This window comes from Betaproteobacteria bacterium (assembly GCA_016720065.1).
Classification (GTDB): Bacteria; Pseudomonadota; Gammaproteobacteria; order Burkholderiales; family Rhodocyclaceae; genus SSSZ01.
This window is the reverse complement of record JADJXY010000002.1, coordinates 2,094,196-2,121,107: the sequence shown is the minus strand read 5'-3', so window position 1 is coordinate 2,121,107 and position 26,912 is coordinate 2,094,196. Positions and strand designations below refer to the sequence as shown.

At 67.7% G+C, this 26,912-nt stretch carries 21 protein-coding genes; 11 read left to right on the top strand and 10 right to left on the bottom strand.

The window, feature by feature from the left end; translation table 11 throughout:
* Positions 1-3: 3 nt before the first annotated feature.
* The 4 genes from IPM73_13140 to ampD all read left to right on the top strand — a co-directional run bounded on the left by IPM73_13140 (position 4) and on the right by ampD (position 3,974).
* Entirely contained in the window at positions 4-240 is a 237-nt protein-coding gene (locus IPM73_13140) for a hypothetical protein (protein ID MBK8918942.1), read from the top strand.
* Entirely contained in the window at positions 237-1,847 is a 1,611-nt protein-coding gene (locus tag IPM73_13135; GenBank protein ID MBK8918941.1) for a histidine kinase, read from the top strand. The genes IPM73_13140 and IPM73_13135 overlap by 4 nt, the downstream gene beginning before the upstream one ends.
* Positions 1,805-3,148, top strand: a complete 1,344-nt coding sequence (locus IPM73_13130) for a sigma-54-dependent Fis family transcriptional regulator (GenBank protein ID MBK8918940.1) — start codon at positions 1,805-1,807, stop codon at positions 3,146-3,148. The genes IPM73_13135 and IPM73_13130 overlap by 43 nt, the downstream gene beginning before the upstream one ends.
* A 265-nt stretch (positions 3,149-3,413) precedes the next feature.
* On the top strand, positions 3,414-3,974 hold the full coding sequence (gene ampD / locus IPM73_13125) for a 1,6-anhydro-N-acetylmuramyl-L-alanine amidase AmpD (GenBank protein MBK8918939.1): 561 nt from the start codon (positions 3,414-3,416) through the stop codon (positions 3,972-3,974).
* Here the strand turns inward: ampD and IPM73_13120 are convergent.
* Both IPM73_13120 and IPM73_13115 read right to left on the bottom strand, forming a co-directional pair.
* Positions 3,960-5,120 (bottom strand): pyridoxal phosphate-dependent aminotransferase, encoded by a 1,161-nt coding sequence (locus IPM73_13120; GenBank protein MBK8918938.1) that lies wholly within the window; start codon positions 5,118-5,120, stop codon positions 3,960-3,962. The genes ampD and IPM73_13120 overlap by 15 nt on opposite strands.
* A 185-nt stretch (positions 5,121-5,305) precedes the next feature.
* Complete coding sequence (locus IPM73_13115) at positions 5,306-7,150, bottom strand: phosphoenolpyruvate carboxykinase (GTP) (GenBank protein ID MBK8918937.1); 1,845 nt, start codon at positions 7,148-7,150, stop codon at positions 5,306-5,308.
* 246 nt (positions 7,151-7,396) lie between these two features.
* Between IPM73_13115 and IPM73_13110 the strand changes: the two genes are divergently transcribed.
* Complete coding sequence (locus IPM73_13110; protein ID MBK8918936.1) at positions 7,397-9,676, top strand: NADP-dependent malic enzyme; 2,280 nt, start codon at positions 7,397-7,399, stop codon at positions 9,674-9,676.
* Between the two features lie 105 nt (positions 9,677-9,781).
* On the top strand, positions 9,782-10,759 hold the full coding sequence (gene pbpG / locus IPM73_13105) for a D-alanyl-D-alanine endopeptidase (GenBank protein MBK8918935.1): 978 nt from the start codon (positions 9,782-9,784) through the stop codon (positions 10,757-10,759).
* Between the two features lie 253 nt (positions 10,760-11,012).
* On the opposite strand, the gene IPM73_13100 is transcribed toward pbpG, so the two are convergent.
* Positions 11,013-11,741 carry an IclR family transcriptional regulator gene (locus IPM73_13100; protein ID MBK8918934.1) on the bottom strand — a complete coding sequence of 243 codons (729 nt, stop codon included), beginning with the start codon at positions 11,739-11,741 and terminating at the stop codon, positions 11,013-11,015.
* 178 nt (positions 11,742-11,919) lie between these two features.
* On the opposite strand from IPM73_13100, the gene IPM73_13095 reads away from it, so the two are divergent.
* From IPM73_13095 to IPM73_13075, 5 genes are all read left to right on the top strand, one after another.
* Entirely contained in the window at positions 11,920-12,621 is a 702-nt protein-coding gene (locus tag IPM73_13095; protein MBK8918933.1) for an aldehyde dehydrogenase, read from the top strand.
* 4 nt (positions 12,622-12,625) lie between these two features.
* Positions 12,626-13,582, top strand: coding sequence for a D-2-hydroxyacid dehydrogenase (locus tag IPM73_13090; protein ID MBK8918932.1), 957 nt, complete (start codon positions 12,626-12,628; stop codon positions 13,580-13,582).
* A 72-nt stretch (positions 13,583-13,654) separates the two neighbouring features.
* Entirely contained in the window at positions 13,655-13,876 is a 222-nt protein-coding gene (locus IPM73_13085) for an RNA-binding S4 domain-containing protein (GenBank protein ID MBK8918931.1), read from the top strand.
* Complete coding sequence (locus IPM73_13080; protein MBK8918930.1) at positions 13,876-14,298, top strand: DUF2721 domain-containing protein; 423 nt, start codon at positions 13,876-13,878, stop codon at positions 14,296-14,298. The genes IPM73_13085 and IPM73_13080 overlap by 1 nt, the downstream gene beginning before the upstream one ends.
* Before the next feature lie 118 nt (positions 14,299-14,416).
* The gene (locus IPM73_13075) at positions 14,417-15,814 is read left to right on the top strand and encodes an NAD(P)/FAD-dependent oxidoreductase (GenBank protein ID MBK8918929.1); all 1,398 of its coding nucleotides are present in this window, start codon (positions 14,417-14,419) and stop codon (positions 15,812-15,814) included.
* A gap of 72 nt (positions 15,815-15,886) precedes the next feature.
* Here IPM73_13075 and IPM73_13070 read toward each other — a convergent pair whose 3' ends face one another.
* From IPM73_13070 to IPM73_13040, 7 genes are all read right to left on the bottom strand, one after another.
* Positions 15,887-16,201 carry a type II toxin-antitoxin system RelE/ParE family toxin gene (locus tag IPM73_13070; protein MBK8918928.1) on the bottom strand — a complete coding sequence of 105 codons (315 nt, stop codon included), beginning with the start codon at positions 16,199-16,201 and terminating at the stop codon, positions 15,887-15,889.
* Positions 16,201-16,509, bottom strand: coding sequence for a type II toxin-antitoxin system prevent-host-death family antitoxin (locus IPM73_13065; GenBank protein ID MBK8918927.1), 309 nt, complete (start codon positions 16,507-16,509; stop codon positions 16,201-16,203). The genes IPM73_13070 and IPM73_13065 overlap by 1 nt, the downstream gene beginning before the upstream one ends.
* A 200-nt stretch (positions 16,510-16,709) precedes the next feature.
* Positions 16,710-17,636, bottom strand: a complete 927-nt coding sequence (locus tag IPM73_13060) for a diguanylate cyclase (GenBank protein ID MBK8918926.1) — start codon at positions 17,634-17,636, stop codon at positions 16,710-16,712.
* Entirely contained in the window at positions 17,633-21,403 is a 3,771-nt protein-coding gene (locus IPM73_13055) for a response regulator (GenBank protein MBK8918925.1), read from the bottom strand. Before IPM73_13055 ends, IPM73_13060 begins: the two co-directional genes overlap by 4 nt.
* Entirely contained in the window at positions 21,403-24,459 is a 3,057-nt protein-coding gene (locus IPM73_13050; protein ID MBK8918924.1) for a serine/threonine-protein kinase PknK, read from the bottom strand. Before IPM73_13050 ends, IPM73_13055 begins: the two co-directional genes overlap by 1 nt.
* Positions 24,460-24,473: 14 nt before the next feature.
* On the bottom strand, positions 24,474-25,895 hold the full coding sequence (locus IPM73_13045; protein ID MBK8918923.1) for an NHL repeat-containing protein: 1,422 nt from the start codon (positions 25,893-25,895) through the stop codon (positions 24,474-24,476).
* Positions 25,871-26,665 carry an NHL repeat-containing protein gene (locus IPM73_13040; GenBank protein MBK8918922.1) on the bottom strand — a complete coding sequence of 265 codons (795 nt, stop codon included), beginning with the start codon at positions 26,663-26,665 and terminating at the stop codon, positions 25,871-25,873. Before IPM73_13040 ends, IPM73_13045 begins: the two co-directional genes overlap by 25 nt.
* Between the last annotated feature and the right edge of the window lie 247 nt (positions 26,666-26,912).

The window sequence follows — 26,912 nt, the reverse complement described above, 5'->3', positions numbered from 1 at the left end:
GGCATGCTGAAGTGGATTCTTCTCGGGCTCATCGCAGCCTTTGTCTGGCTGGCCTGGAAACGGAGCCGGCCCCTGCCTGATCGGCAGCAGGAGGTCGAGCGCAGGGCCGAACGCCCGGCGGAGACCATGGTGGCCTGCGCCCACTGCGGGGTGCATCTGCCCGAGGCCGAGGCGCTGGCGCAAGGTCAGGCCTTCTACTGTTGCCCGGCCCATCGTGCCGCCGGGCCGAGGGGCCGATGAGATTCTGGCGCTCTTCTCCCTGGGAGCCCAACTGGCGTTCGCTCCAGTATTTCAATCTCTATCGTCTGGTCGTCGTTGCCCTTCTGGCTGCCGGTCTCTGGTTCTCGCCTTCCTGGATGGGAGTCTTCTGGCTTGCCCCGCAGGGCAGCCTGGCGTGGCTGGCGGCGCTTTACGCCCTCGTGGTCGGCGCTGGGCTGTCGTCGGCCCTCGTCTGGCAGCGGCGTTTCAACGTTCAGCTCTCGGCCCAGGTTGCGGTCGATGTGCTGGCGGTCAATGGCGCCATGTACGCAGCCGGAGGGGTGTCCAGCGGCTTCGGCATCGTGTTCCTGGTTTCTCTCGCGGCGGCCAGTCTGGTGGGCCGCGGCCATCTGGTCCTCTTCTACGCCGCCCTCGCCACCCTTGCCCTGCTGTCGATGCAGGCCTACGGCGTCCTGACGGCGGGCTTCGATATCGGTTCCTTCGTGCAGGCCGGCTTTCTTTCGGCGGGGTTCTTCGCCACGGCGATCCTGGCCCGGCTCCTGGGGCAGAGGGCGATGGCGGAAGAGGCGCTGGCGCGCCGCCGGGGGGTCGAACTGGAAAACCAGAGTCGCATCAGCCAGCAGATCGTCGCCCGGGTACTGGACGGCGTGCTGGTGGTGGCCGGGGACGGGCGGGTGCTGCGCAGCAACCCGGTGGCGGCGGCGCTCCTGGGCGAGGATTTCGGCGCCCATCGGCCCCTGGCCTACTATTCCCGTGCGCTTGCCGAGGCCTTCGAAGCCTGGCGCCGGGGCGAGGGGGAGGCGGAAACGAGCGTCGTCGCCGAAGGGGGAGAGTCCCTGGGGGTGCGCTTCGAGGCCACCGACAGCAGCGACCGGGAAGCGCTGGTTTTCCTGGAGGATATCGGTCGGGTCCATGAACGGGCGGAGCAGCTGAAACTCGCGGCCCTGGGGCGCCTGACGGCGAGCATCGCCCACGAGATCCGCAATCCCCTGGCCGCCATATCCCATGCCGGAGAACTGCTGCGCGAAGAGCGCCGCGGGGAGATGCAGGAGCGCCTTTTGCGTATCCTCAACGACAACGTGGGGCGGCTCGACCGCATCGTGCAGGATGTTCTCGACCTGGGCCGCCGTGACCGCGCCCAGGCCGAGGCGCTGCCCCTGGATACCGTACTCGCCCAGTTCGCCGCCGAGTTTTGCGAGGCCGACGACCTGCCGCCGGATCTGATTTCCGTCGGTAGCGATGCCGGACTGGTGCTTTGCTTCGATCGGTCCCACCTGCACCAGGTGTTGTGGAATCTGGTGGCCAATGCGGTGGCCCATTCGCGGCGACTGGCCGGCAGCGTCGAGATCAACGCTCGCCCCGGCGACGAGCCGGGGCAGGTAGAATTGCACGTCATCGACGACGGGCCTGGCGTCCCGGCCGAGTTGCGGGGGCAGGTGTTCGAGCCCTTCTTCACCACCCGCGCCTCGGGGACCGGGCTGGGGCTCTTCATCGCCCGGGAGCTCTGCGAGGCCAACGGTGCGAGTCTCGATCTGGGGCCCGAGGCCGGGTATGGTCATTTCATCGTGAGCGGGAGGTACGATACGTGTCAGCAGGACGTTCCGAGCGCCGGGTTCGCGGCGAACTGATCCGGGTTCTGGTCGTCGACGACGAACCCGACATCCGGGAACTCGTCGATCTGACCCTCTCCCGCATGGGGCTGGCGGCGGATTGCGCCGGCAGCGTGGCCGAGGCCAAGGGCCTGCTGGCCGAAACGGACTACCAGCTTTGCCTGACCGACATGCGCCTGCCGGATGGCGACGGCCTCACGCTGGTGCGCCACGTGGCCGAACATTTCGGCGAGACGCCGGTGGCGGTCATCACCGCCTTTGGCAGCGCGGAAAACGCAGTGGCCGCCCTCAAGGCCGGGGCCTTCGACTACCTGTCCAAACCGGTGGGCCTCGACCAGTTGCGCGCCCTGGTCAAGTCCGCCCTGAGTCTGCCGGGCCGGGACGGGGGGGGGTCGCCCATCCATACCCTGATCGGCGATTCGCCGGCCATGGAGCAGGTCCGCGCCACCATCGACAAGCTGGCCCGCAGCCAGGCGCCCATCTATATCTCCGGCGAATCGGGCAGCGGCAAGGAACTGGCCGCCCGGCTGATCCATACCCAGAGCGCCCGCAGCACGGCGCCCTTCGTTCCGGTCAATTGCGGCGCGATCCCCGAGAATCTCATGGAGAGCGAATTTTTCGGCTACCGCAAGGGGGCTTTCACCGGCGCCGACAGCGACCGCGATGGCTTCTTCCAGGCGGCCAACGGCGGCACGCTCTTTCTCGACGAGGTGGCGGATCTGCCCCTGCCCATGCAGGTGAAGCTCTTGCGCGCCATCCAGGAAAAGCGTGTGCGCAAGGTGGGCAGTGCCGCGGAGGAGCCTGTGGACGTGCGTGTCATCTGCGCCACCCATCGCAATCTGCGCGAGTGTGTCGACAAGGGGGCTTTCCGGCAGGACCTCTATTACCGCCTCAATGTCATCGAGCTGCGCATGCCCCCGCTGCGGGAGCGCAAGGAGGATATTCCGGTCCTCGCCGAGGCCATCCTGAATCGTCTCGCAGGCGGTACCCCGCTGACGCCGGCCGCTCTTGCCGCCCTGCGGGAATATCCCTTTCCCGGCAATGTGCGGGAACTGGAGAACATCCTCGAGAGGGCCACGGCCCTGTGTTCCGGTGAGCGCATCGAAACCGAGGATTTGCACCTCGCCCCTGAGGAAGTGAGCGGCGACGCTCTGGGCCGCGGGAGCGAGACCCTGGACGACTATCTCAACCGGGTCGAGCGCCAGGCCATCCTCGACGCCTTGCAGAAAACCGGCCAGAACCGTACCGCGGCGGCCCGCCTCCTGGGGGTGACCTTCCGCTCCCTGCGCTATCGCCTGGAGCGGCTGGGCATCGAATGAGCGTGGTCCTCGGTCGCAGGAAGCGCTGTACCTCCGGATTTTTCTCTCTCTGGCCGGGTGGGGCAGGGGGGTTCCGCGCCAGCTACGGCCAGACCGAGCCCGGGTCTTCCCCGCACTGGCAGAGTGGGGCGGGGGGAGCGGCCGAAAGACAGGGCGGCTGCGCGCAGGCCCTGCCTCGCCTGTTGCCCTCCGGGCCGGGAATTCCCTCCTTGCCTCCGCGGACGGGAGTGCCTCGCCGCCGGACTTGCCCCTCGGGCGAGGCGCCATGAGCCCCTGGCGCCCCCGGGGCTGGCTGGTGGGGGCCGCCCGCTTGCCCTCGCCCAACGAGGAAGCACGCCCTTCGGGAAGCGTGGTTTCCCTGGCGGTGATCCACGCCATCAGCCTGCCGCCAGGTCGATTCGGTGGTGACTGGGTCGAGCGCTTTTTCCTCAATCGCCTGCCGGCCGAGGCCCATCCCTATTTCGCGCAAATTGCCGCGCTGCGGGTTTCGGCCCACTTCTTCGTGGCGCGCAGCGGGCGTCTGGTGCAGTTCGTGGCCTGCGACCGGCGCGCCTGGCACGCCGGGGCGTCGTCCTGGCGCGGGCACGGAAACTGCAACGATTTCTCGGTGGGCATCGAACTTGAGGGTTGCGACGAAGCGCCTTTCACCGACGCCCAGTACGAAAGCCTCTGGCAGGTGATCGATGCCCTGCGCCTGCGCTATCCCCTCGATGCGATCGCCGGCCATTGCCACGTGGCGCCAGGGCGCAAGACTGATCCCGGCCCCCATTTCGACTGGGCGCGGGTGCGGGCCCGCTATCCCACCCTCGAACTACCCCCGGAATAGCCTCTCCAGGCGTTGGACGGCTTCACCCAGGCGGCCGACCTCGGTAGTGTAAGCGAAGCGCAGGTGGCGCCCCGGTGCGTGGGTGCCGAAGTCGAGGCCCGGTGTGGCGGCCACGCCCGCCTCTTCCAGCATCCTGCCGGCCAGGGCGAAACTTTCAGCGGCCAGGGCTGAGCTGTCGCAATAAAGATAGAAGGCGCCCTGGGGGCGGGCGACGACGCGCAAGCCGATGGATTCCAGGGCGGGAGCGAGGAAATCCCGCCGCCGCTGAAATTCTTCCCGCCGTGCTTCCAGGATGGCCCCGGTTTCCGGGTGAAAGGCGGCCAGGGCGGCGTACTGGGCGGGCGTGGGGGGCGAAATGAAGAGGTTCTGGGCGAGCTTTTCGACATCGCGCAGGTAGGGCTCGGGGACCACCAGCCAGCCCAGGCGCCAGCCCGTCATCTGGAAATACTTGGAAAAGCTCTGCACCACCCACACATCGTCGCCGCAGGCCAGGGCGCTGGGGCAGGGGTCGCCGTAGGTGAGGCCGTGGTAAATCTCGTCCACGATGAAGTGCCCACTGCGTCGGCGCACGCCGGCCGCCAGGCCGTCGAGTTCGGCGCCGCTCAGCAGGGTGCCGGTGGGGTTGGCCGGCGAGGCGACCAGGAGGCCGTCGGTGTCAGGACTCCAGTGGGCGTCGAGATGGGCCGGGGTCGGCTGGAAATTGCTCTCCGGACCCACCGGGATCGCCGTCGGCACCCCCTCGAAGGCCCGCACGAAATGGCGGTTGCAGGGGTAGCCCGGGTCGGCGAGGAGCCAGCGGCGGCCGGGTTCGCACAGGCAGGCCAACGCCAGGGTGAGTGCCCCCGAGGCGCCCGCGGTGACGACGATGCGGGAAGCCGGAACCTCGAGGCCGTAACGCGCGCCATAAAAGGCGGCAATCGCCTCGCGCAGTTCCGGAATCCCCAGGGCCGGCGTATAGAACACCCGCCCGCCGGCAATGGCCCGCGCCCCCGCGGCGACGATGGGCGCCGGTGTCGGGAAATCCGGCTCGCCCACCTCCATGTGGATGATGTCCCGCCCCGCCGCCTCCAGGGCCTTAGCCCGGGTGAGCAATTCCATGACGTGGAAGGGCGCAATCTCCCGGGTCCGCGAAGCAGGGCGATACATGGCGATCTCCAAAAAACAATGGCCACCGGCCAAGGCCGGCAGCCATTATCTTTCAAGCAGTTCAAAAAGTGGCCGAGGGCCGTAGCGAGCGGCCCGAGTCCGTTTCGAGAAGCACAGCCGTACTGCCGTACGGCGAGCATCGCAGGAGCGGAATCGGGTCGCGCAGTAGGCCAGCGGCCGCTTTCTCAGGCGGCGTCCTTGAAGATACCCATCTCGAACAGTTCGCGCTTCAAGACCAGTTCGCGGGGCATCTTTTCGCCCATCTTGTCGAACCATTCCTTGTGGCCGGCCAGCTCGGTCTTCCAGGCTTCGGCGTCGATGGTGGTGAGGGCGTCGAACTCGGCCTTCTGGATGTCCAGGTCGGTCCAGTCGATGTCTTCGAACTTGGGCATCCAGCCCAGGGTGGTTTCCTTGGCGGCGACCTTGCCCTTGCAGCGATCGACGATCCACTTCAAGACGCGCATGTTGTCGCCGAAGCCGGGCCACATGAATTCGCCCTTCTCGTTCATTCGGAACCAGTTCACGCAGAAGATCTTGGGGGTGGCTTCGACGGTGTGACCCATCTTCAGCCAGTGGTTGAAGTAATCGCCCATGTGGTAGCCGCAGAAGGGCAGCATGGCGAAGGGGTCGCGGCGCACGACGCCCTGTTGGCCGAAGGCGGCGGCGGTGGTTTCGGAGCCCAGGGTGGCGGCCATGTAGACGCCGTAGTTCCAGTTGAAGGCCTGGTAGACCAGGGGCACCGTGGTGGCGCGGCGGCCGCCGAAGATGAAGGCGGAAATCGGTACGCCGGCGGGATCTTCCCAGGCGGCGTCCACCGACGGGCACTGGCTGGCCGGAGCGGTGAAGCGGGAATTGGCGTGGGCGGCCTTCTTGCCGGCCTTGCCGTCTTCCGGCGTCCAGTCCTTGCCCTGCCAGTCGATCAGGTGGGCCGGGGCTTCCTTGGTCAGGCCTTCCCACCACACGTCGCCGTCGTCGGTCAGGGCGACGTTGGTGAAGATGATGTTTTCCTTCAGGGTGGCCAGGGCGTTGTAGTTGGTCTTTTCGCTGGTGCCCGGGGCGACGCCGAAGAAGCCCGCTTCCGGGTTGATGGCGTAGAAGCGGGTGATGCCGTCCTTGTCGACGCGGGGCTTGATCCAGGCGATGTCGTCGCCAATGGTGGTGATCTTCCAGCCGTTGAAGGTCTTGGGCGGGATCAGCATGGCGAAGTTGGTCTTGCCGCAGGCAGAGGGGAAGGCGGCGGCGACGTAGGTCTTCTCGCCCTCGGGGGATTCGACGCCCAGGATGAGCATGTGCTCGGCCAGCCAGCCCTGGTCGCGGGCCATGGTGGAGGCGATGCGCAGGGCGAAGCACTTTTTGCCGAGCAGGGCGTTGCCGCCGTAGCCGGAACCGTAGGACCAGATTTCACGGGTCTCGGGATAGTGCACGATGTACTTGACGGTGGGGTTGCAGGGCCACTTCACGTCCTTCTGGCCCTGCTCCAGGGGGGCGCCGACGGTATGCACGCAGGGGACGAATTCACCGTCGCTGCCCAGCACGTCGTGCACCTTGCGGCCCATGCGGGTCATGGTGCGCATATTGACCACCACGTAGGCGGAGTCGGAGATCTCGACGCCGATGTGGGCGATGGGGGAACCGAGGGGGCCCATGGAGAAGGGAATGACATACATCGTGCGGCCCTTCATGCAGCCCTTGAACAGGCCGGCGAGGGTATCGCGCATCTTGGCCGGTTCTTCCCAGTTGTTGGTGGGGCCGGCGTCTTCCTTCTTGGCGGAGCAGATGTAGGTGCGATCTTCGACCCGGGCGACGTCGGAGGGGTCGGAGAAGGCCAGGTAGGAATTGGGGCGCTTCTGCTCGTTCAGCTTGATGAGGGTGCCGGCTTGTACCATTTCGGCGCACAGGCGGTCATACTCCTCCTGGGAGCCGTCGGCCCAGTAGATGCGGTCGGGCTGGGTCAGAGCGGCGATTTCCGCCACCCATTTCTTGAGGCCTTCGTGTTTGACGTAATCGGGAGCATTCAGCGGTGCGGTCATGGCGGTGTCTCTCTCTAAGTTGCTGACAAAGCTAGGGTTTGTGCCAGTCGCCGGTTGCCGCCACCATGAAGCGCGCGGCGCGGGGGCCGTCGGCTGGGAAGCCCGTAATTATGCCACCCCCTAGGGTAAACATCTACTTGACGCCGCGGCCTACGTGATGTCCGAGGGGTGATATTTCACGGACCTCGTGCTAGCATTTATCGCATATCGAAATTACATTCCATAATGTGAAATAAAGGAGACACCATGGACGCCCAACAGCTTCGCGAGGCCGCTCTCTACTATCACCGCGAGCCCAGGCCCGGCAAGATCGCGGTCACCCCCATCAAGCAACTGACCAACCAGTACGATCTCTCATTGGCCTACTCGCCCGGCGTGGCCTTCGCCTGCGAGGAAATCGTCGCCGATCCCGCCGAAGCCAGCACCCTGACCGCCCGCGGCAATCTGGTGGGGGTCATCACCAACGGTACCGCCGTCCTCGGACTGGGCCCCATCGGACCCCTCGCCGCCAAGCCGGTGATGGAAGGCAAGGGCGTGCTGTTCAAGAAGTTCGCCAATATCGACGTCTTCGACCTGGAGATCGCCGAGCGCGACCCGGACAAGCTGATCGACACCATCGCCTCCCTGGAGCCGACTTTCGGCGGCATCAACCTGGAGGACATCAAGGCGCCGGAGTGCTTCTACATCGAGAAGAAACTGCGGGAGCGCATGAAGATTCCCGTCTTCCACGACGACCAGCACGGCACCGCCATCGTTGTCGGTGCGGCCATCCTCAACGGCCTGCACCTCATCGGCAAGGATATCGCCCAGGTCAAGATCGTCACGTCCGGTGCCGGCGCTGCGGCCCTGGCCTGCCTCGACCTCCTGGTCATGCTTGGCGCCCCGGTGGAAAACATCTGGGTCACCGACATCAAGGGCGTGGTCTTTGAGGGCCGGGTTGAGGAAATGGATGAAATCAAGGCGCGCTACGCCAAGGTGACCGGCGCCCGCAGTCTGGGTGAGGTCATCGAGGGCGCCGACGTGTTCCTCGGCCTATCCGCCGGCGGTGTGCTGAAGCCGGAGATGGCCGCAAAGATGGCCCCCACACCGCTCATCCTGGCCCTGGCCAACCCCACGCCGGAAATCCTTCCCGAACAGGTCAAGGCGGTGCGCGACGACGCCATCATCTGCACTGGGCGTTCGGACTACCCCAACCAGGTCAATAACGTCCTCTGCTTCCCCTTCATCTTCCGCGGTGCCCTGGACGTGGGGGCCACCACCATCACCGAGGAGATGAAGATGGCCGCCGTCAAGGCCATCGCCGAACTCGCCCGGGCCGAGCAATCGGAAGTCGTCGCCTCCGCCTACGGCGAGCGCATTTCCGGCTTCGGTCCCGAGTATCTGATTCCCAAGCCCTTCGACCCGCGGCTCATCGTCAAGATCGCCCCCGCCGTGGCCAAGGCCGGCATGGATTCCGGCGTGGCTACACGGCCCATCAGCGACTGGCCGGCCTATCTCCAGGGGCTCAACGAATTCGTCTATCACTCGGGCTTCATCATGAAGCCGGTGTTCTCACACGCCAAGAAAGCCCCCAGGCGCATCGTTTTCGCCGAAGGCGAGGACGAGCGCGTCCTGCGGGCCGTCCAGGTCATCCGCGACGAAGGTATCGCTCGCCCCGTGCTCATAGGTCGGCGTGCTGAAATCAATCGCCGCATCGAAACTGCCGGGCTGCGCATCCGCGAGGAGCAGGATTTCGAGATCGTCCATACCGAAGGCTGCCCCTTCTTCGACGCGCACTACGACGAATTCTGGCAGACCTACCACAGCCTCACCGAGCGCAAGGGCGTGTCGCCGGATTACGCCCGCCGCGAAGTGCGGCGCCGCAATACCCTCTACGGCTCCCTCATGGTCCGTCTGGGCCATGCCGATGGCCTGGTGTGCGGTACCTTCGGCCGCCATGAAGCGCACCGCCACTATGTCGAAAACGTCATCGGCACCCAGGCGGGGCTCGACCGCTACTACACCATGAACCTGCTCATGCTGCCGGGGCGGACGGTGTTCATCGCTGATACCTACGTCAATTACGATCCCAGCGCCGAGCAGCTGGCCGACATGACCCTGCTGGCCGCCCACGAGATCCGCGCCTTCGGCATGACGCCCAAGGTGGCGCTCCTGTCCCACTCCACCTTCGGCACCGAAAACACGCCCACGGCCGTCAAGATGCGTCAGGTGCTGCGGCTCCTCGAAGAGCGGGCGCCGGAACTGGAAGTCGAAGGGGAAATGCACGGCGACGCTGCGCTGGACGAGAAAATTCGTCTTTCCGCCTTCCCCAATTCCCGCCTCAAGGGACAGGCCAACCTCCTCGTCATGCCGACCCTGGATGCTGCCAATATCGCCTTCAACCTGCTCAAGGTGGCGGCGGGGGATAACCTCACCGTCGGTCCCATCCTGCTGGGGGCGGCCAAGCCGGTGAATATCCTCACCCCCACGGCGACGGTAAGGCGCATCGTCAATATGACCGCCTTGACGGTGGTCGACGCCTCATGATAAGGCTTTTCTTAAGAATTTGTGCTAGGCATATGTTTTAGTGGAATTTTTGTCCCTCCCTGCTAGACTGGGCTAAAATGTCTCCCTTGTCTGCAGGAGGATCCAATGATGCGTAAACTGCAACGGGCTCTGGTGTTCGGAGCCCTGGTGGGCCTGGGGTTCGGCAACCCCGCCCAGGCGGCCAGGAAGGTCGAGCCGCAGCAGAAAAAGGTCGTGGCCAAGAAGGCCAAGACCGCCAAGGTCGCCAGGATGGCCAAGGCGGCTCCGGCCGCCGAGCGCAAGGCCCTGCGCCCTGTCGCCGCGATCCCTCACGAAGCGGGCCGTCTGGCGCTCTACTCGGCTTCTGCACTGGTCCTCGACCAGTCCACCGGCGAATCCATCGTCGAGAAAAATTCAGGCGCGGTGACCCCCATCGCGTCCATCAGCAAGTTGATGACCGCCATGGTCGTGCTCGACGCCCGTCTGGACATGCAGGAAGTCATCGCCATCGGCGATGAGGACGTGGACAGCCTCAAGGGCACCCGTTCCCGCCTGCCGGTGGGAACCACCATGACCCGCGAAACCGCCATGCTGCTCGCCCTCATGTCGTCCGAAAACCGCGCCGCCAACGCTCTCGGGCGTCACTACCCCGGCGGGCTGCCGGCCTTCGTTGCGGCCATGAACCAGAAGGCTCGCGCCCTGGGGATGCAGCACACGCGCTTCGAGGAACCCACGGGGCTGTCCAGCAACAACGTGTCCACGGCCCTCGATCTGGCCCGTATGGTCGCTGCCGCCGCTCAGTATCCCGAAATCCGCGCCTTCTCGACCACCGCGGAGGCCCGCGTCGACCTGAACGGCCGCCAGCGGGATTTCGGCAATACCAACGCCCTGGTCAAGAACGAGCGCTGGGAAATCGGCGTCTCCAAGACCGGCTACATCTCGGAAGCGGGCCGCTGTCTGGTCATGCAGGCTCAGGTGGCCGGCAAGTCGGTGCTCATCGTGCTGCTCGATTCCGTGGGCAAGATGACCCGGGTGGGCGACGCCAACCGCATCAAGCGCTGGATGGAAAGCGCCGGCATCCCGCACGGCCGGCCCATGGTGTAAGCCACTCCGGCCTTGCGGAAACGAAGAGGCCGCCTGCGGGCGGCCTCTTCGTTGGTCGCTAAAATCCGCCTATCCTGAGCCCCCCGGCGGGCGTGGCGATGGACCCCGTGGGTGAGCCCGTCGGCATGGCGTGGAGGCCCGGGGAACAAGGCATTCCCGGGGTTGACAGCGGCCAACTGAGGTTTCCAGGATGATGATGCATACACTGCGGCGCGCAGGGCGAGCCGAGCGGAGGGCGGACTGCCCGGGCCTGTCAGGCCGGCTTGGCTTCGAAACCCAGGGCGTGGGAAATGGCGTCGGCGGTGCGGCGCACCTGGGCGACCCAATCGGGATCGTGGCGCTCGGTGGGGGCGGAGACCGAAAGACCGGCCACCATCTGCCCTTCGTCGTCGCGAATGGGGGCGGCGACGCATTTGAGCCCCATTTCGGCCTCTTCATTGTCGTAGGCCACCTGATGCCGGCGTATCCAGTCCAGATCCTTCTCCAACTTGGCCAGAGAGGTGAGCGAATGGGGCGTCTTGCCCGGCAGACCGGTGCGCTTGGCGTAGTCGCGAGTGGCCGCGGCACTTTCCTCGGCCAGGAAAAGCTTGCCTACCGAAGTGAGGTGCAGGGGTGCCCGGCCGCCCACCAGATAGACGACGCGGACCAGGGAGCGGCCGGAAGAGGTTCGTTCGATATAGACGATCTCGTCCTCGTGCCGGATGCCGAGATTGACCGCCTCGCCGATGTCCTCGTGCAGGCGTTGCATGAAGGGCTGGGCGACTTCGCGCAGATTGATGCGCGATTTGACCAGATTGCCCAGCTCCAGCAGGCGGATGCCGAGGCGGTAGGTGCCGGCGTCCTGGCGCTCGACGAAGCGGGCCTGGCTCATGGCGGCGAGAATGCGGTGGGCCGTGGAAGGGTGCAGTGCCGTGGCGGTGGCGAGCTGCTTGAGGCTGGCCGGGTCCGGCGTGGCCGCCAGGGCGTCGAGGAGCGACATCATGCGCTCGATGACCTGGATGGAACTGGTATTCTTGGCGGCTTCGCCCAATTGACTTCCCTTGTCCGCGTGGTTGAGACGGCGCCGGTCCGACCCCGTCCTTATTGTGCGGCGCAATACTACCATGGCGGCCGGCGATGAATCTCGCCCCCGCCGCCCCAAGTTCAACGAGAGTTCCATCATGAAATTCACCGCGGAAGGCCCCCTGGCCGTTCCTCTCTGGATCGAAGGCCATCCCTACGTCACGGTGGGGGAGGGGCTTTTGGACGTGACCGATCCTGCCACCGGCGCCGTGCTGCGCCGGGTGCCCCTGGGCGGCGCCGACGAGGCGGCCCGGGCCACCGCGGCCGCCGTAGCCGCGGCGCTCGCCTGGGTCGGCCGCGGCCCCGCTGAGCGACGCACCTGCCTGAGCGCCCTGGGGGAAGCCCTGGCCGGCCTGGCGAGCCATTTCGCCGGCCTGGTTGCCGCGGAAACCGGCTGGGGGCCCGAAGCCGCCGCCGCCGAGGTGGCCGCCGCAGTGGCGGCCCTGGACAATCCCCCCGCCGGCGGGGAAACGGGAGTAAGCGTCGTCGTGGCGGACGCCACGGCCCCCCTGCGTGGTCTCGCCCAGGGAGCCGCCGCCGCCCTGGCGGCCGGAGGCACGGTGGTCCTGAAGCCCAGCCCCCGGGCGCCGGCCGCCGCCTATGCCCTGTGCGAACTTTCCGCCCGGGCCGCCTGGCCGCCGGGCATCCTCAATCTGGTGCACGGGGACGACGCCGCCATCGAGGGGCTCTGCGCCCAGGACACCGTGGGACGGGTCGAATTCCGTGGCGAGGCCGCCCTCGCCGACCGCATCGCCGCCATCGCCGCCCGCCACGGCAAGGCCCTGGTGCGCGCGGCATAGCGCCATGCAACGCATCGTCTGCCTGGACCGGGATTCCTTTATCGCCGATCTGCGGCGCCCGGCCTTTCCCCACGAGTGGGTCGAATACGCCACCACACCGGCGGGGCAGGCCGTCGAGAGGCTCTCCGGCGCCAGCATCGCCATCACCAACAAGGTGCCGCTGCCGGCGGAGGCCCTCGCGGCCCTGCCCGATCTGCGCCTGGTCGCCGTGTCGGCCACCGGCACCAACGTCGTGGATCTGGAAGCCTGCCGCGCCCGGGGCATCGCCGTCTGCAACATCCGTGGCTACGCGGCCCATACCGTGCCCGAACACACCTTCATGCTGCTGCTGGCCCTCTCCCGCAACCTGATCGCCTATCGCCAGGCGGTCCAGGCCGGGCGCTGGCAGTGTTCGCAGCAGTTCTGCCTTTTCGACCACCCCATCCGCGACCTGCACGGTGCCACCCTGGGGGTCGTCGGCAGCGGCAGCCTGGGCGCCGGCGTCGTCCGCCTGGCCGAAGCCTTCGGCATGCGCGTCCTGCGGGCCGAGCGCAAGGGCGCCGCGACAGTGCGCCCGGGCTACACCGCCTTCGCCGAGGTGCTGCGTCAATGCGACGCCCTCACCCTGCACTGTCCCCTTGGGCCCGACACCCGCGGACTCATCGGCGAAGCCGAGTTGCGGGCCATGCGGCCCACGGCGCTCCTCATCAATACCGGCCGCGGCGGCCTGGTGGATGAAGCCGCCCTGGTCCACGCCCTCAGGGAAGGCTGGATCGCCGGCGCCGGCTTCGACGTGGCCACCGCCGAGCCGCCCCCGGACGATCACCCCCTGCTGGCGCCGGAACTCCTGGCCCTGCCCAATTTTCTCCTCACCCCCCATGTCGCCTGGGCCAGTCGGCCCGCCATGCAGGCCCTGGCCGACCAGTTGATCGAAAACCTCGAAGCCTTCGTCGCGGGCCGCCCACGGAACCGGGTGGTGTGACGGTGCCGCCTGGAGTTCGCCCTGCTATGCTTGCCTGGCGGCCCAGCCGCGGAACCCGATGAGGACGCGTCCATGAAAATCCGCTTTGCCGTGCGCGGCGAATACATCCAGCTCGACCAACTGCTCAAGGCCACCGGCCTGGTCGAATCCGGTGGCGCCGCCCACGCGGCCATCGCCGCGGGCATCGTCCAGGTGGATGGCCACTACGAAACCCGCAAGCGCGCCAAGCTGCGCCCCGGCCAACGGGTGGTGTTCTACGGGCAGACCGTCGAGCTGGTGGCCGAGGACGCCTGATGGAGTCGCATCTCACCGACATTTCCCGCGTCATTCAACTGGCGGTGGCACCGGTCTTCCTGCTCACCGCCATCGCCACCCTCATCAACACCCTCAACGGCCGCCTGGGGCGCATCGTGGATCGGCGGCGGACCCTCTTCGGGCGCGCCGCCGGCGACGGCGAGACCGTGGCTGCGGAACTCGACCTGCTGGAGCGGCGCAGCCGCCTGGTCTATTTCGCCATTTTCTACGCCGTGCTCAGCGCCCTGCTGGTCTGCCTCGTGGTGGCTGGTGCCTTCGTCGCCGCCCTGGTGGCCGTGGACCTCGCCCGCCTGGTGGCCACCCTCTTCATCCTTTCCATGGCGGCGATGATCGTCGCCCTGGGGCTCTTCCTGCGCGAGGTCTTCCTGGCCGTGCGCACGGGAACCCACAGCAATCGCTGAGCGTTTGATTTGCCCCCGGGTGTGAGGAATTTCCGCCCCGCCGAGGGAGGCGGTCGCTGGAAGTTGCCTGAATCTTAAGGTATTGTTGCACCACAGCAAAAATTATTGGAGTTCCCCCATGGAGAATTGCTCCCCCACCCCGGGGTCGGCGTCCGGCCGTCCGGACCTCGAACCCTTCAACGTCGTCGGCCCCGATGCCGGCCTGCATCAGATCGTGGTCATCGGCGGTGGCGCCGGCGGGCTGGAACTGGTCACCAAGCTGGGCGACCGCCTGGGCAAGAAGGGCAAGGCCGCGGTCACCCTGATCGAGAAGGCCCGCACCCATTTCTGGAAGCCGCACCTGCACGAAATCGCGGCGGGCAGCATGTCCCTCAGTACCTACGAGCTCAACCACCTGGCCCAGTCCTACTGGCACGGCTACCGCTACCGCTTCGGCGAAGTGGTCGGCATCGACCGGGAGAAACGCCTGGTCTATACGGCCCCCTACGTCGATGAACACGGCGAGGAAGTGATCGCCGCGCCGCGGGTGTTCCACTACGACACCCTGGTCATTTCCGTCGGCAGCCTGACCAACGATTTCGGCACCCCCGGGGTCAAGGAGCACGCCATCTGCCTGGAGACGCCGGGCCAGGCCGCGCGCTTCCATCGCCGCATGGTCAATGCCTGCATCCGCGCCCACGCCCAGAGCGAACCGCGGCGGCCGGGGCAACTCACCGTGGCCATCATCGGTGCCGGGGCGACGGGGATCGAACTCGCCGCCGAACTGCACAACACCGCCCGCGCCCTGGTGTCCTTCGGCCTGGACCGCATCGACGCCAGCGAGGACATCCGCATCGTCGTCATCGAAGGCGCGCCGCGCATCCTGCCGGCGGTGCCCGAGCGGGTTTCGGCCGCCGCCATGCGTCTCCTGGACAAGATCGGCGTCGAAGTGCGTGCCAATGCGGTGGTGGCAGAAGTACTGCCGGACGGCTTGCGCCTCAAGGATGGCGAGGTGATTCCGGCCGAGCTGGTGGTGTGGGCGGCGGGCGTCAAGGCGCCGGAGATGCTCAAGGATTTCGGCGGCCTCGAGAGCAACCGGGTCAACCAACTGGTGGTGGAGCCGACCCTGCAGACCACCCGCGACCCCAACATCTTCGCCCTGGGCGACTGCGCTGCCTGCCAATGGCAAGGCAGGCCCGAAGGCACCCTGGTGCCGCCCCGGGCCCAGGCGGCCCACCAGCAGGCTTCGCATCTGGTGAAGCAGATCGAGGCGCGGCTGGCCGGCCGGCCCCTCAAGCCCTGGACCTACCGCGACTTCGGCTCCCTGGTCTCCCTGGGCAAGTATTCCACCGTGGGCAATCTGATGGGCAGCCTGGTGGGCGGCAACCTGTGGCTGGAAGGGCGCTTCGCCAGCCTCATGTACCGCTCGCTGTACAAGATGCACGAGCTGGCGCTGCACGGCTTCGTCAAGGTGGCGCTGGATACCCTGGCCCGCCTCATCACGCGTCGCACCGAGCCCCACGTCAAGCTGCACTGAAAGGCCGTGCGCAGGAGCCACGGTGTTGGTGCGCTACCGTGGAGGCGCGGGGTGGCCAGAAAATTGCGGATTCTATTTGACGGGCTGCCCGCCATCCGCCGCAATGACTACCGGCAGATTGCGTGCGCCGTGCAATACGCGCTCGATTCGTACGGTCCCGTCGAGAATCCGAAAGAAGATCACGTAACTCTCAAACGCGGCCATGCGCAGGCCGGGCGCCAGTTCCTCGCGGCTGACGTAGCCCAAGGGAGCGCGCCCGATGCGCTTGCACTGCTCAAGCAGTCTTGCGACAAAGCGCCGGGCATTGGCCGGGCTGTCCCGGGCGATGTGGTCGCCGATGTCGAGCAGATCCTGCCGCGCCTTCGGCGATAGGACCACGGCAGACATCAGGCAGCTCGCTTCCTCACTTTGGCGGCTGGTCGTTTCGGTTCGGCGTAACGCGCCTTCAATTCCGCCAGCACGTCCTCTGCGGCAATGGCAGGGCCGCTGTCGATGCCCTCCTGAATGGCTGCTCGCAAGTCTGCATTGAGGTGTAGCAGCATGGACGCATAGACTTCGGGCGACAACAGATAGGCGGCGGGGCGGTTGTGGTTGAGGACGGCCACCGGTTCGGAGCCGGCCTGCTCAAGCACGGCGCTGGGACTACGTTTGAGTTCCGTGATGCTGACTGAGCGAGTCGCAAGTACCTGTTCCATAGCGTGCCCTATTCGGTTCCAAAAACGGTGCTGTATTGTGGTCCTTTATGGGTGTGGGTACAAGGACGTGAGGCACCCCGGCCACCCTGACCCTGCGGGTCGGCATCTCTGTTCGGGCCGGGGTTCAGGACAGGCCTGGCGCAGCCCTCGCGGCCCCGCCCTTCGACTGGCTCAGGGCGAACGGGGGCTTGTTTGCCGGGTTAATCAGCGCTGCGGGTCAGGTCGGCCCAGCACACCCGGTTGCGGCCCTGCTGTTTGGCGGCGTAGAGCTGGCGGTCGGCGGCGATGAGCAGTTCTTCGGCGCTGCCCTGGCGTCCGGTGACGGTGACGCCGCCGACGGAAACCGTCAGTTCGGGGGCGGCGCTGGATTGGGTGTGTTCGATACCCAGGGCCTTCACCTTCTGGCGGATGGCTTCGGCGACCTCCTGGCCGCCGGCGCCGTCGCAGTCGGGCAGGATGAGGGCGAATTCCTCGCCACCGTAGCGGGCGGCCAGGTCCCCGGGGCGGCGCAGGGACTCGGCCAGAGTGCGGGCCACCTGCTTCAGGGAGCCGTCCCCGGCGGCGTGGCCGTAGTGGTCGTTGTATTGCTTGAAGTAGTCCACATCGACCAGGGCCAGGCCAAAGCTCTGGCCGTTGCGCAGGCTGCGGGCGATTTCCTGCAGGAGCGCCTGGTCGAAGGCGCGGCGGTTGGGGATTTCGGTCAGGCCGTCGCGGCCGGCCAGGGTTTCCAGGAGCTTGCGCTGGCGCACGAAGCGGGCCAGGTTGGAGACGCGGGCCTTGACGATGGCCGGGCTGAAGGGCTTGCCGATGTAGTCGCTGGCCCCCAGGCGCAGGCCCTTTTCTTCGTCATTGGTGGAATTGAGGGCGGTGAGAAAGATCACCGGGATTTCCCGCGTGGCGTCGCCGTCCTTGATGTGGCGCAGCACCTCGTAGCCGTCCATGTCGGGCATCAGCACGTCGAGCAGGACCACGTCGATCTGGTCGTCGCTGGCCAGGCGCTCCAGGGCCTGCTCGCCGGTCTTGGCGAGGATGACCTGGTAGTCGTCCTTGAGCAGGGCGACCAGGACGGTGCGATTGATCTTCTCGTCTTCGACCACCAGGACGCGCTGTTTCGACTGCGGAGTCATGCCGTTTCTCCCCGATTGACGGCCACGAGCATGGTACAGACCAGATCCCGAGCCTCTTCGAATTCTACATCCTCGACATGCCCGGCGATGCGGGCGAGTTGCTCGCCCAGGGCGGCGTCGCCGCTCTCCCGCAGGCGTTCGATCAGTTCCAGGGCCTCCGAACTGCCCAGGTCGATGAGGCGCAGGAGTTGCTCCAGATCGGTGGCGCCCAGGGTGCCGGTGGCGCCGGGGGGCGGGGCGGTGGCAGGGGCCGGGCCAAAGCCGCGCAGGGCGTCGCAGAATACCCGCAGTTCCCCGGCCAGGGTGGCGAGTAGCGGGGCGGGGTTTGTTCCGCTCTGCACGTCTTCGCCGATCAGGGCCTGCTCCAGGGCGGCGGCGGCGGCGGAGACGGTGGCGGCGCCCAGGGTGCCGGCGGTGCCCTTGATGGAATGGGCGAGAATGCCCGCCCGGCGGACCTCCCCGCCTTCGAGCAATATGGCGAGCTGCGCCCCGGCATCGGCGTAGGCCTGCACGAATTCGCCCAGGAGCCGGGCATAGAGGCCGTCGTTGCCGCCCACCTGGGCGCGGCCCTGCTGGGGATCGAAGCCGGCCACGGCCGGATAGGCGCGGGCGGCGCTCTCTCGGGTCTTTTCCGGCGGCGGCGCGCGGCGTTCCCCACCCCGGCCGGCGGGGCGTATCCATTGCAGGAGGACGGCTTCCAGGCGCCGGCTGTCGATGGGCTTGGTCAGGTGGTCGAACATGCCCGCGGCGCGGCTCTTTTCCCGGTCGCCGGCCAGGGCGTGGGCCGTCATGGCCACGATGGGCAGTTCCCCCAGGCCGGGGTAGGCGCGGATGCGGCGGGTGGCCTCGTAGCCATCCATGTCGGGCATCTGGACGTCCATGAGCACCAGGTCATAGACGCCGGTGCAGGCTTTGCTCACGCCGCTTGCGCCATCGGCCGCGATGTCCACCCGCAGGCCCGCCTGTTGCAGCAGTTCGGCCGCCACCTGCTGGTTGATGGGATTGTCCTCCACCAGCAGCACCCGGGCGCCGCGGATGGCGGCCAGCGGGTCGCCGATGCCGGAGCCGCCGGCCAGGGCGCCGGGGCTGTGGTGGCCGGGGACACCGAACAGGCCCAGCACCGTTTCGGTGAGCAGGGCCTCGCTCACCGGTTTGACCAGGAAGCCGTCGATGCCGGCCTTTTCCGCCTCGTGCACCACTTCCTCGCGGCCGTAGGCGGTGACCATGAGGACGGCGGGCATCTGGGTCAGGCGCAATTCGCGGCGGATGCGGCGGGTGGTCTCGATGCCGTCCAGTCCGGGCATGCGCCAGTCCATGAGGACGAGGTCGTAGCCCCGGCCGCCGACGGCGTTCTCCCGGGCGATGGCCTCCAGGGCGGCCTCGCCGCAGTCCACCTGCTCGACGACCAGGTCCAGGCGTTGCAGGAGGGCTTCCAGGATGGTGCGCGAGGTGGCGTTGTCGTCCACCACCAGGACGCGGCGGCCGGAAATCGACGGGGCCTCCGGGGCGCTCGGCGCGTCGGCCACGGGCAGCGCCGGAGCTTCGCGGCAGGGCAGGTCGAACCAGAAGGTGGTGCCCTGGCCCTCGCTGCTGCGCACCTCCAGGGTGCCCCCCATCATCTCCACCAGTTGGCGCGAAATGGCCAGGCCCAGGCCGGTGCCGCCGAAGCGACGGGTGATCGTCCCATCGGCCTGATGGAAGGGCTGGAAGAGATTTGCCAGTTGCTGCGGGCCGATGCCGATGCCCGTGTCGCGCACCGAGAAGCGCAGCAGTTCTCCGTCCGGCCCGTTGCACAGCCGGTGCACGGCGACGAGCACTTCGCCGGCCGCGGTGAATTTCACCGCATTGCCGGTCAGGTTGATGAGCACCTGGCCCAGGCGCAGGGAATCGCCCAGGAGGGTGGCGGGAACCGTGTCGCCGCGCTCGATGAGCACCTCCAGGCCTTTTTCCTCGGCCGGGCCGACCACCACGTTGGCCAGATTGTCGAGCACCTCGTCCAGGGAGAAGGGCATGATCTCGACGCTCATGCGGCCGGCCTCGATCTTGGAGAAGTCGAGCACGTCGTTGATGATGCCCAGGAGCGTGTTGGCCGAACTGCCCAGCTTGCGCACGTAGTCCTTCTGCCGGGCGCTGAGCTCGGTGCGTTGCAGCAGCTCGCCCAGGCCGATGACCGCGTTCATGGGGGTGCGGATTTCGTGGCTCATGCGGGCGAGGAAGTCGCTCTTCGCCCGGGTGGCGGCCTCGGCCTCCTCCCGCGCCACCTTGAGGGCGGCCTCGACTTCGATGCGCTCGGCGATCTCGTCCTGCAATTGACCATTGGCCGCTTCCAGTTCAGAGGTGCGGGTGCGCACCCGCTCGTCCAGGTGGCTGAGGATGCGGGCGTTTTCGATGGCGATGGCCATCTGGGACGAAAGGATTTCGAGCACCCGCACGTGGGCGGGCGAGAAGGCGCCGCTGGCCAGGCGGTTTTCCAGATAGAGGAGGCCCGAGAGCTTGCCGGCATGGACCAGGGGCAGGCAGAGGAGGGAACGTGCCCCGTGTTGCACGATGGCGGGGTCGCGGCCGAACTGCTCGTCCGCTGCGGCGTCGGCCAGCACCACCGCCTGCCCGGTGCGGGCGGCGAAGGCCACCACCGAGCGGGCCAGGGGGAGCTCGCCGGCCGCAGCCGGGTCGTCCAGGGGCAGCGAGGGCAGGGCGCTGAAATCGCCGCCTTCCTCGGCCCGGGCCTCGAGGGTCAGGGCGCCGTCCACGTCCAGGATCAGGAAGCCCCGGTCGGCGCCGGCGTTGGCCAGGGCCACGTGCATCAGTTTCTGCTTCAGGGCCGCCGGCTCGCGCTCGCCGGCGATCAGGTGGGAAGCGCCGACGATGGCGTCGAGATCGAGGGAATCGGCGGCCCGGGTGGTGGCCTGGGTGTTGGTGTGGGTGGTCGAGCGGCGGGGCGCGGTGCGCCGCCCGCGCCCGCCCTCCTGGTGGCCTGCCGCAAAGACGTTGGCGTAGCGCTCGGCCAACTGGTCGAGTTTTCTCTGGGCGCCCCAGGCCTGATAGCCGCGGTAGGCGCGGCGCAGGTGTACGGCGGCGAAATCGAGCTTGCCCCGTTCCATCCAGAAGCGGCAGGCCAGCTCGTTGGCCAGGGCTTCGTCGTGGACGAAGCCCCCCTGGGCCGCCTGGGCGATGGCCACTTCGTAGAGGGAGAGCGCGTCGCCGACCCGTTGTTCGAGGCGCGCCCGCTCGGCTTCCACCAGGGCGTGCTTGTGGCGGAAATTGTCCGGGCAGTGCTCAGTCCAGCGCTTGAGCAGGGCCTGGTTGGAATCCACCCGATCCATGATCCCGGGCCGGGGCAGGGTGTCGTCCAGGGCGATGTAGATCAGCGAATGCAAGAAGCGCACGTCGGCTTCGGTGACGTAGGAGGCGATGAAATGGACGGTGGACGCCGCCTGCTCGATGCTCTCCCGCGCCGCGGCGTAGTGGCCGTGCAGATAGAGCGCCCAGGCCCGCACGCAGTGGTAGAAGCAGAGGGAGGACTGGCTGTTGTGGGTGCGGCAGGCGGCGACGAAATCCGCCTCGCCGAGGTCCGCCGTGTCGAAGGAGTCGGAAGCCGGCGTGCGGCCCAGGAGGTTGGCCACCACCGCCCGGGCGCCGACGATGGAGTCGGTGGCCAGATGGTTCTTCACCTTGCGGGTGAAGGCCAGGGCCTCGTCGATCTGGCGCATCTGGCGGTCCAGATTGACGCCGCGGTACATCTGGTTGATGGTGCCGCCCCACATCATCAGGTAGCTGACGAACTGATGCTCCCCGCCTCCAGGCCGGCGTCGATCCCCGGCTGCAGGTAGTCCTCGCCCTCGCGCACGTGCCGCATCCAGTGATTGACGAAGGACACCATGATGAGACTGGCGCGGCACTTGAGACCGTTGTCCGGGAAGCGCTCGGTGAGCCGGATGGCCAGGCGGGCGAATTCGTAGCCCTCGGCGAATTCGCCGAAGTCGCCGCACAGCACGCCCCCCAGGCTGGCGTAGCCCTTGAGGGATTCCGGTACGTGGCCGTAGGCCAGCGACAGGTGGGTCATCTTGGCCAGGAACCAGCCGTAGAGCTCTCGCTGGCCGGCGAAATAGGCGGCGGTATGGACCGGCATCAGCACCTTCATGGCCATGCGCTGCACCGGGTCGGTCATTTCGGGCAGATCGACCAGGGAGGCGATGGAACGGTCGTTGATGGCGGCCCGGATGGGGGCGAGTTCCGCCTCCAGGGCTTCGCGCAGGTTGCCCTGCGGAACCGCGATGCCCAGCAGGGCCAGGGCCTCGCGGGCCTCTTCCACCGCCTCCGCGTTGCGGCCCAGGACGGTGTATTCGCTGATCAACAGGGCGCAGATACCGGCGCGGTCGAGGACGTTCTCGGCCTTTTCCCGCACCACGGCGATGTCGGCCATGGAGCGGTCGTAGTCGCCGGCCAGGTAGGCGACTTCGGCCCGGCGACGGGTCAGGTCCAGGGCGGTGCCGTGGCAGGAGGACCAGGCGTCCGGGGGCAGGCAGGCGACGGCGGCATCGAGATAATCGAGGGCGGCCTGGTAGGCGTTGGCCCGCACCGCCCGCTCTGCCGCGCGGCGGTTGAGGACGGCGAGGCGCAGGCGTTCTTCCCGGTTGGCAATCAGGTCCATGCCGGCATCGAGCTGATCGACCACCTCGAAAATCCGCTCTTCCAGGTCGTCCGGCGACAGGCCTTCGAGCAGGAGCCGGCCGATGTCCAGGTGCAGGGCCTGGCGGGCGTCGGCGTCCATGAGGGCGTAGGCGGCCTGCTGCACCCGGTCGTGGCTGAAGGCGAAGCGGTCGGCGTCCGGACCTTCGCCGGCGCTGCGCAGCAGTTCGCCGCGCAGGGCCGGCAGGAGGTCGTCGAAAAGCGTTTCGCGGGGCGAGCGATGGATGATGGCCAGGGTGCCCAGGGCGAAGGCATTGCCGATGCAGGCCGCTTCCCGCAGCGCCGCCTGGGTTGCAGCCGGAAGCCGGCGCAGGCGCTCGACCAGGAGGTCCACCACGTTGTCGGTGATGGCCATGGCCTCGACACGGGCCATGTCCCAGGTCCAGCCCGAACGGCGCTGGTCGTCGCCCAGGCGGTAGGTGATGAGTTCTTCCCGGTACAGGGTGTGCAGGAACTGGCCGACGAAGAAGGGATTGCCCAGGGTCTTCCTCTGCACCAGGGCCGCCAGGGGAAGGGCGTCCTCGGGCCCGGCGTGGAAGGACGCGGCAATCAGCTCGGCGATGGCATCCTGGGACAGGGGGGCGAGGGTGATCTCGGTGAGGGGCGCCTCTTCCTCGATGAGACGGAGGATCATCGCCCGCAGGGGGTGGGCGGCATCGACCTCGTTGTCGCGGTAGGCGCCGATGATGAGCAGGTGGCGCAGATCGTCACCGGTGGCAAGGGATTCCAGCAGGCGCAGGGTGGCGGTGTCGGCCCACTGCAAGTCGTCCAGGAAGAGCACCAGGGGCGCATCCTCGCGGGCCAGGGCCTGGACGAAACGGCGGAAGACGAGGCGGAAGCGGTGCTGCGCCTCGTTGCCGCCGAGTTCCGGGACCGCCGCCTGGGGGCCGATCAATTCCTCGATGGCCGGGATGGCGTGGGCGACGACGGCGCCCCTGTCTCCCACGGCGGCGAGGATGCGGTCGCTGAGGGCGCCGCGCCGGGCGTCGTCGAGCAGCAGCGCCTGGTGCAGGAAATCGCTGAAGGCCGCCACCAGGGCGCTGTAGGGGGTGTTGCGCTGGAACTGGTCGAACTTGCCCGCCACCAGGCTGCCGCCGATGCCGGTCAGGGGGCGGCAGAATTCCCGCACCAGGGTGCTCTTGCCGATGCCGGAGTAACCACTCACCAGCACCAGTTGCCGCTGGCTCCGGTCGGCTTCGAAGGCGGCCACCAGGCGATCGATCTCCGCCTGGCGGCCGACCATCTTCTCGCTGAGCTGGAAGCGTTGCGGCACGTCGGCGGCGCCCAGGGCAAAGTCCTCGACGGGTTCTCCCCGGGCGAGGCTGTCGCGGCAGCGCAGCAGGTCGGCGCGGATGCCCCAGGCGCTCTGGTAGCGATCTTCGGCGTTCTTTTCGAGCAGACGGGCCACCAGGCGCGCGACGACCGACGGCAGCCCGGGCACCAGTTCGCGCAAATCCGGCGGGCGGCGGGCGAGATGGGAATAGACGATCTCCGCGGCGTCGGTGCCGGGGAAGGGGGGGCGCCCGGCGAGCAATTCGAACAGGGTGGCGCCCAGGCCGTAGAGGTCGGCCCGGTAGTCGAGGCTGCGGTGCATGCGGCCCGTCTGCTCCGGCGCGATGTAGGCCAGCGTCCCCTCCAGGGCCTCCGGATTGCGCAACGCCGGGTTGAGGCGCGGAAGCCGCGAGGCCAGCCCGAAGTCGATCAGCTTGACAGTCCGCGCCGCCGTCACGATCAGATTGCCGGGGCTGACGTCCTTGTGAATGATGTCGGCCAGATGGACCTCGGCCAGGGCCTCGCAGGCGCCGATGGCGATGTCGAGAAACTCCGGCAGACCCAGGGCACCTCGGACGATGCGCCGGGCCAGGGACTCGCCCCCCGCGTCTTCCAGCACCAGGGCGTGCCCCTCGGGCAGGGCGACGAAGTCCAGGGCCTGGCCGATGCCGGGGGAGGCGAGGCTCTTCAGGAGTTCGTACTCATGCTGGTAGCGCTCGAAATGTTCCCGGGCCGGATCGCCTTCCTTCAACACCTTCAGAATCACCGGCCGCCGGTCGCCCTGGCGCAGGGCCCGCAGCACACGGGTCGAGGCGCTCTCGTAGAGCAGTTCCTTCAGATGGAAGTCGGCGGCCTGGGTCATGGGGCGGGAAAGAGTCAGTCGCAGGCGTAGACCTGGACGATGTTGTACGTCGAGTCGGCAAGATACACCCGTCCCTCCCGGGCGTGCATGAGGAAGGGCATCCACACGCCCCCCTCCGCGGTGCTCAGCTTGAAGAGCGACAGTCCGGCGATGAAGCGGGGCGTGTTTCCTTCCAGGATGAATACCTTCAGGGCGCGGTTCACCAGATCGTTCACATAGAGGCGATCGCCGTCGATGGCCAGGCTGGTGGGCAGCATGAAGCGCTCCCCGTCGGGATTGCCCTCCTCCCAGTAGCCCTGGCGGCCGAAGCTGAAGAGCGAACGGCCGTCGCGGTCGAAGACGCAGATGCGGTCATTGAACTGGTCGCTGACGTAGAGGCGCCCGTCGGCGGCGAGGGCCGCGTCGGTGGGGGTGAAGGGGGAATCGCCCCGCTCTTCGCCTTGCCAGACGAAGGTGCCCAGGGGGATTGCCGTGCCGCTGGCCAGGATCTGCCAGTGGGCCATGCGGTTGTTGAGGGTGTCGGCGATATAGACGTGGCCGTCGCCGGAGGCCGCCATGCCCTGGGGGCCGGACAGGCAGGCCGGGCCGGAGCCCTTGAGTCCGAAGGGCAGGCCGAAATTGACCAGATTGCCCAGGGGACCGATCTGGTAGAGGCTGATGGTGCCGGTATCGAAATTGCCGGCCAGGACGATGGGCGTCCCCGGAACCCACTGCCCGAGCAGGGGAAAGTCGGGCACGAAGGAGGCGAGCCCCAGGTTGCCGGCCAGGAACCAGCCGTCGAGCTGCACCGGGTCGGGCACGTAGCCGGTGCCCTGGGCGCGGCAGGCGGTGAGGCGCCAGTTGCCGGCGTCGAGCACCAGGCGCGCTTCGCGCAGCCAGTCGGCGCCGCCGGAGTGTTGCAGGGTGGCCCGGGTCAGATGGCCCCACCAGGCGTCGTACTGGCCCGCCAGAGCCGCACTGGCGGAAACCGGCCAGGCCGCCGCGGGGCCGGCCGTACCTTTGGGGCTGGATTCCGGCTGGGCAAAGCCGATGACCGAGGTGACGCAGTTCAACTGTGCGTTGGTGGCACTGGCGGGGTCGTCCCGGCGCTTGCCCACGGCGGCCATCAGTTTCGCCGTCGCCCGAGGCCCCCGGGAGAAATCGATGCGCACCTTGAGAATGCGCGAGGTGAAAGGTTCGCTGATGAAGAAGACGTCCGGTGCCCCCCCGTCGCAGATCACGTAGGGGCTGACCAGGGCCGTGTCTTCCAGGAGGTAATAGAGCGGGTCGGTGGGGGAATTGACCGGTTCGGTACCGTGGTGCCAGCCCGCCCGCAGGCCCGCCACCGTGGCCAGGGGCCGGCCGTCGGTGTGATAGACGGAAATGGTGTTGGCGACGTGGTCCGGTACGAAGACCCGGTCGCCCACCACATTTACGTCGCGCATGATGTTGAGCATGCCCAGGCCCCGGGGGTGCCGAAACGGTGGGCGATAAGGGGGCTGCCCCCGCGGGCCACGTAGTCGTCGTCGACCTTGGCGTCGGCCGGACAGCGCAGGATTTCGTAGCTGCCGGTATTGGCGAGGTAGAGATTTCCCTCGGCGTCGGAGGCCAGCCCCTGGGGCCAGAGGAGATCGTGGCGCCGGCCCTTCACCTGGACCGAGCGGAATTCCCCCAGGTAAAGGCCGTCTTCCGTAAAGCGCACGCAGCGGTTGCGCAGGGGGTCCGCGGCGTTATGGAAGAACTCGTCATTGACGCAGAGTTCGAAACCCTTCGTGCCGCGCACCAGGGTGAGCCCATTGGGATCCTGCAAGGGGGCAAAGCCCTTCTGTGCCGTGTTGCCCAGGGCCCCCGCAAAGCGCGGCGCGCCGTCGGCGAGGTCGAGGACCACGATGCGGCTGTTGCCCATGTCGGAGACGAAGACCCGGTTCTTTTCGGGGTGGGGGCAGACGTGGAAGGGCATGCGGAAGGCCCGCGCCGCCTCGCCGCCCGCCGCGCTTTCCGGCGCGTGCAGCACATGGCGCAGGGTGCTCAGGCTGGCGTCGAAGACCAGCAGACGGTTGTTGCCCGTGTCGCATACCCAGACATTGCCCGCCCGGTCCAGGGCCACCCCCACCGGCGAATTGAGCGTCATGCCCGGCGCCACCGGCCCGGGAAGCGTATCACCCGGCTGCGCCGTGGTGCCAAAGCGTGCGACGTGCCGGAGCGCCGGCCCTGTGCTGTCTCCCATCCCTGCTCCTCGCGGTGGTGTTTTTGTAACCAGCGTGGCGCCGGTTTTTTCAGAAGCGTGCAAGTATTCCCGCCGGCCGGCCGGCGGTCAAGCGGGGGGAGGAGAATTCCCGGGGGAGGGAAACGGGCCGGCCGGCGCCTTCCACTGCCGGGGGCGGGCCTGATCCATGTCCATCCGCGGGCGCAGCCCAACTCAGAGGCTGTGAAGAAATCGTAGCGAGCGGCCCGAGTGCGAGGCGGACGGAGCG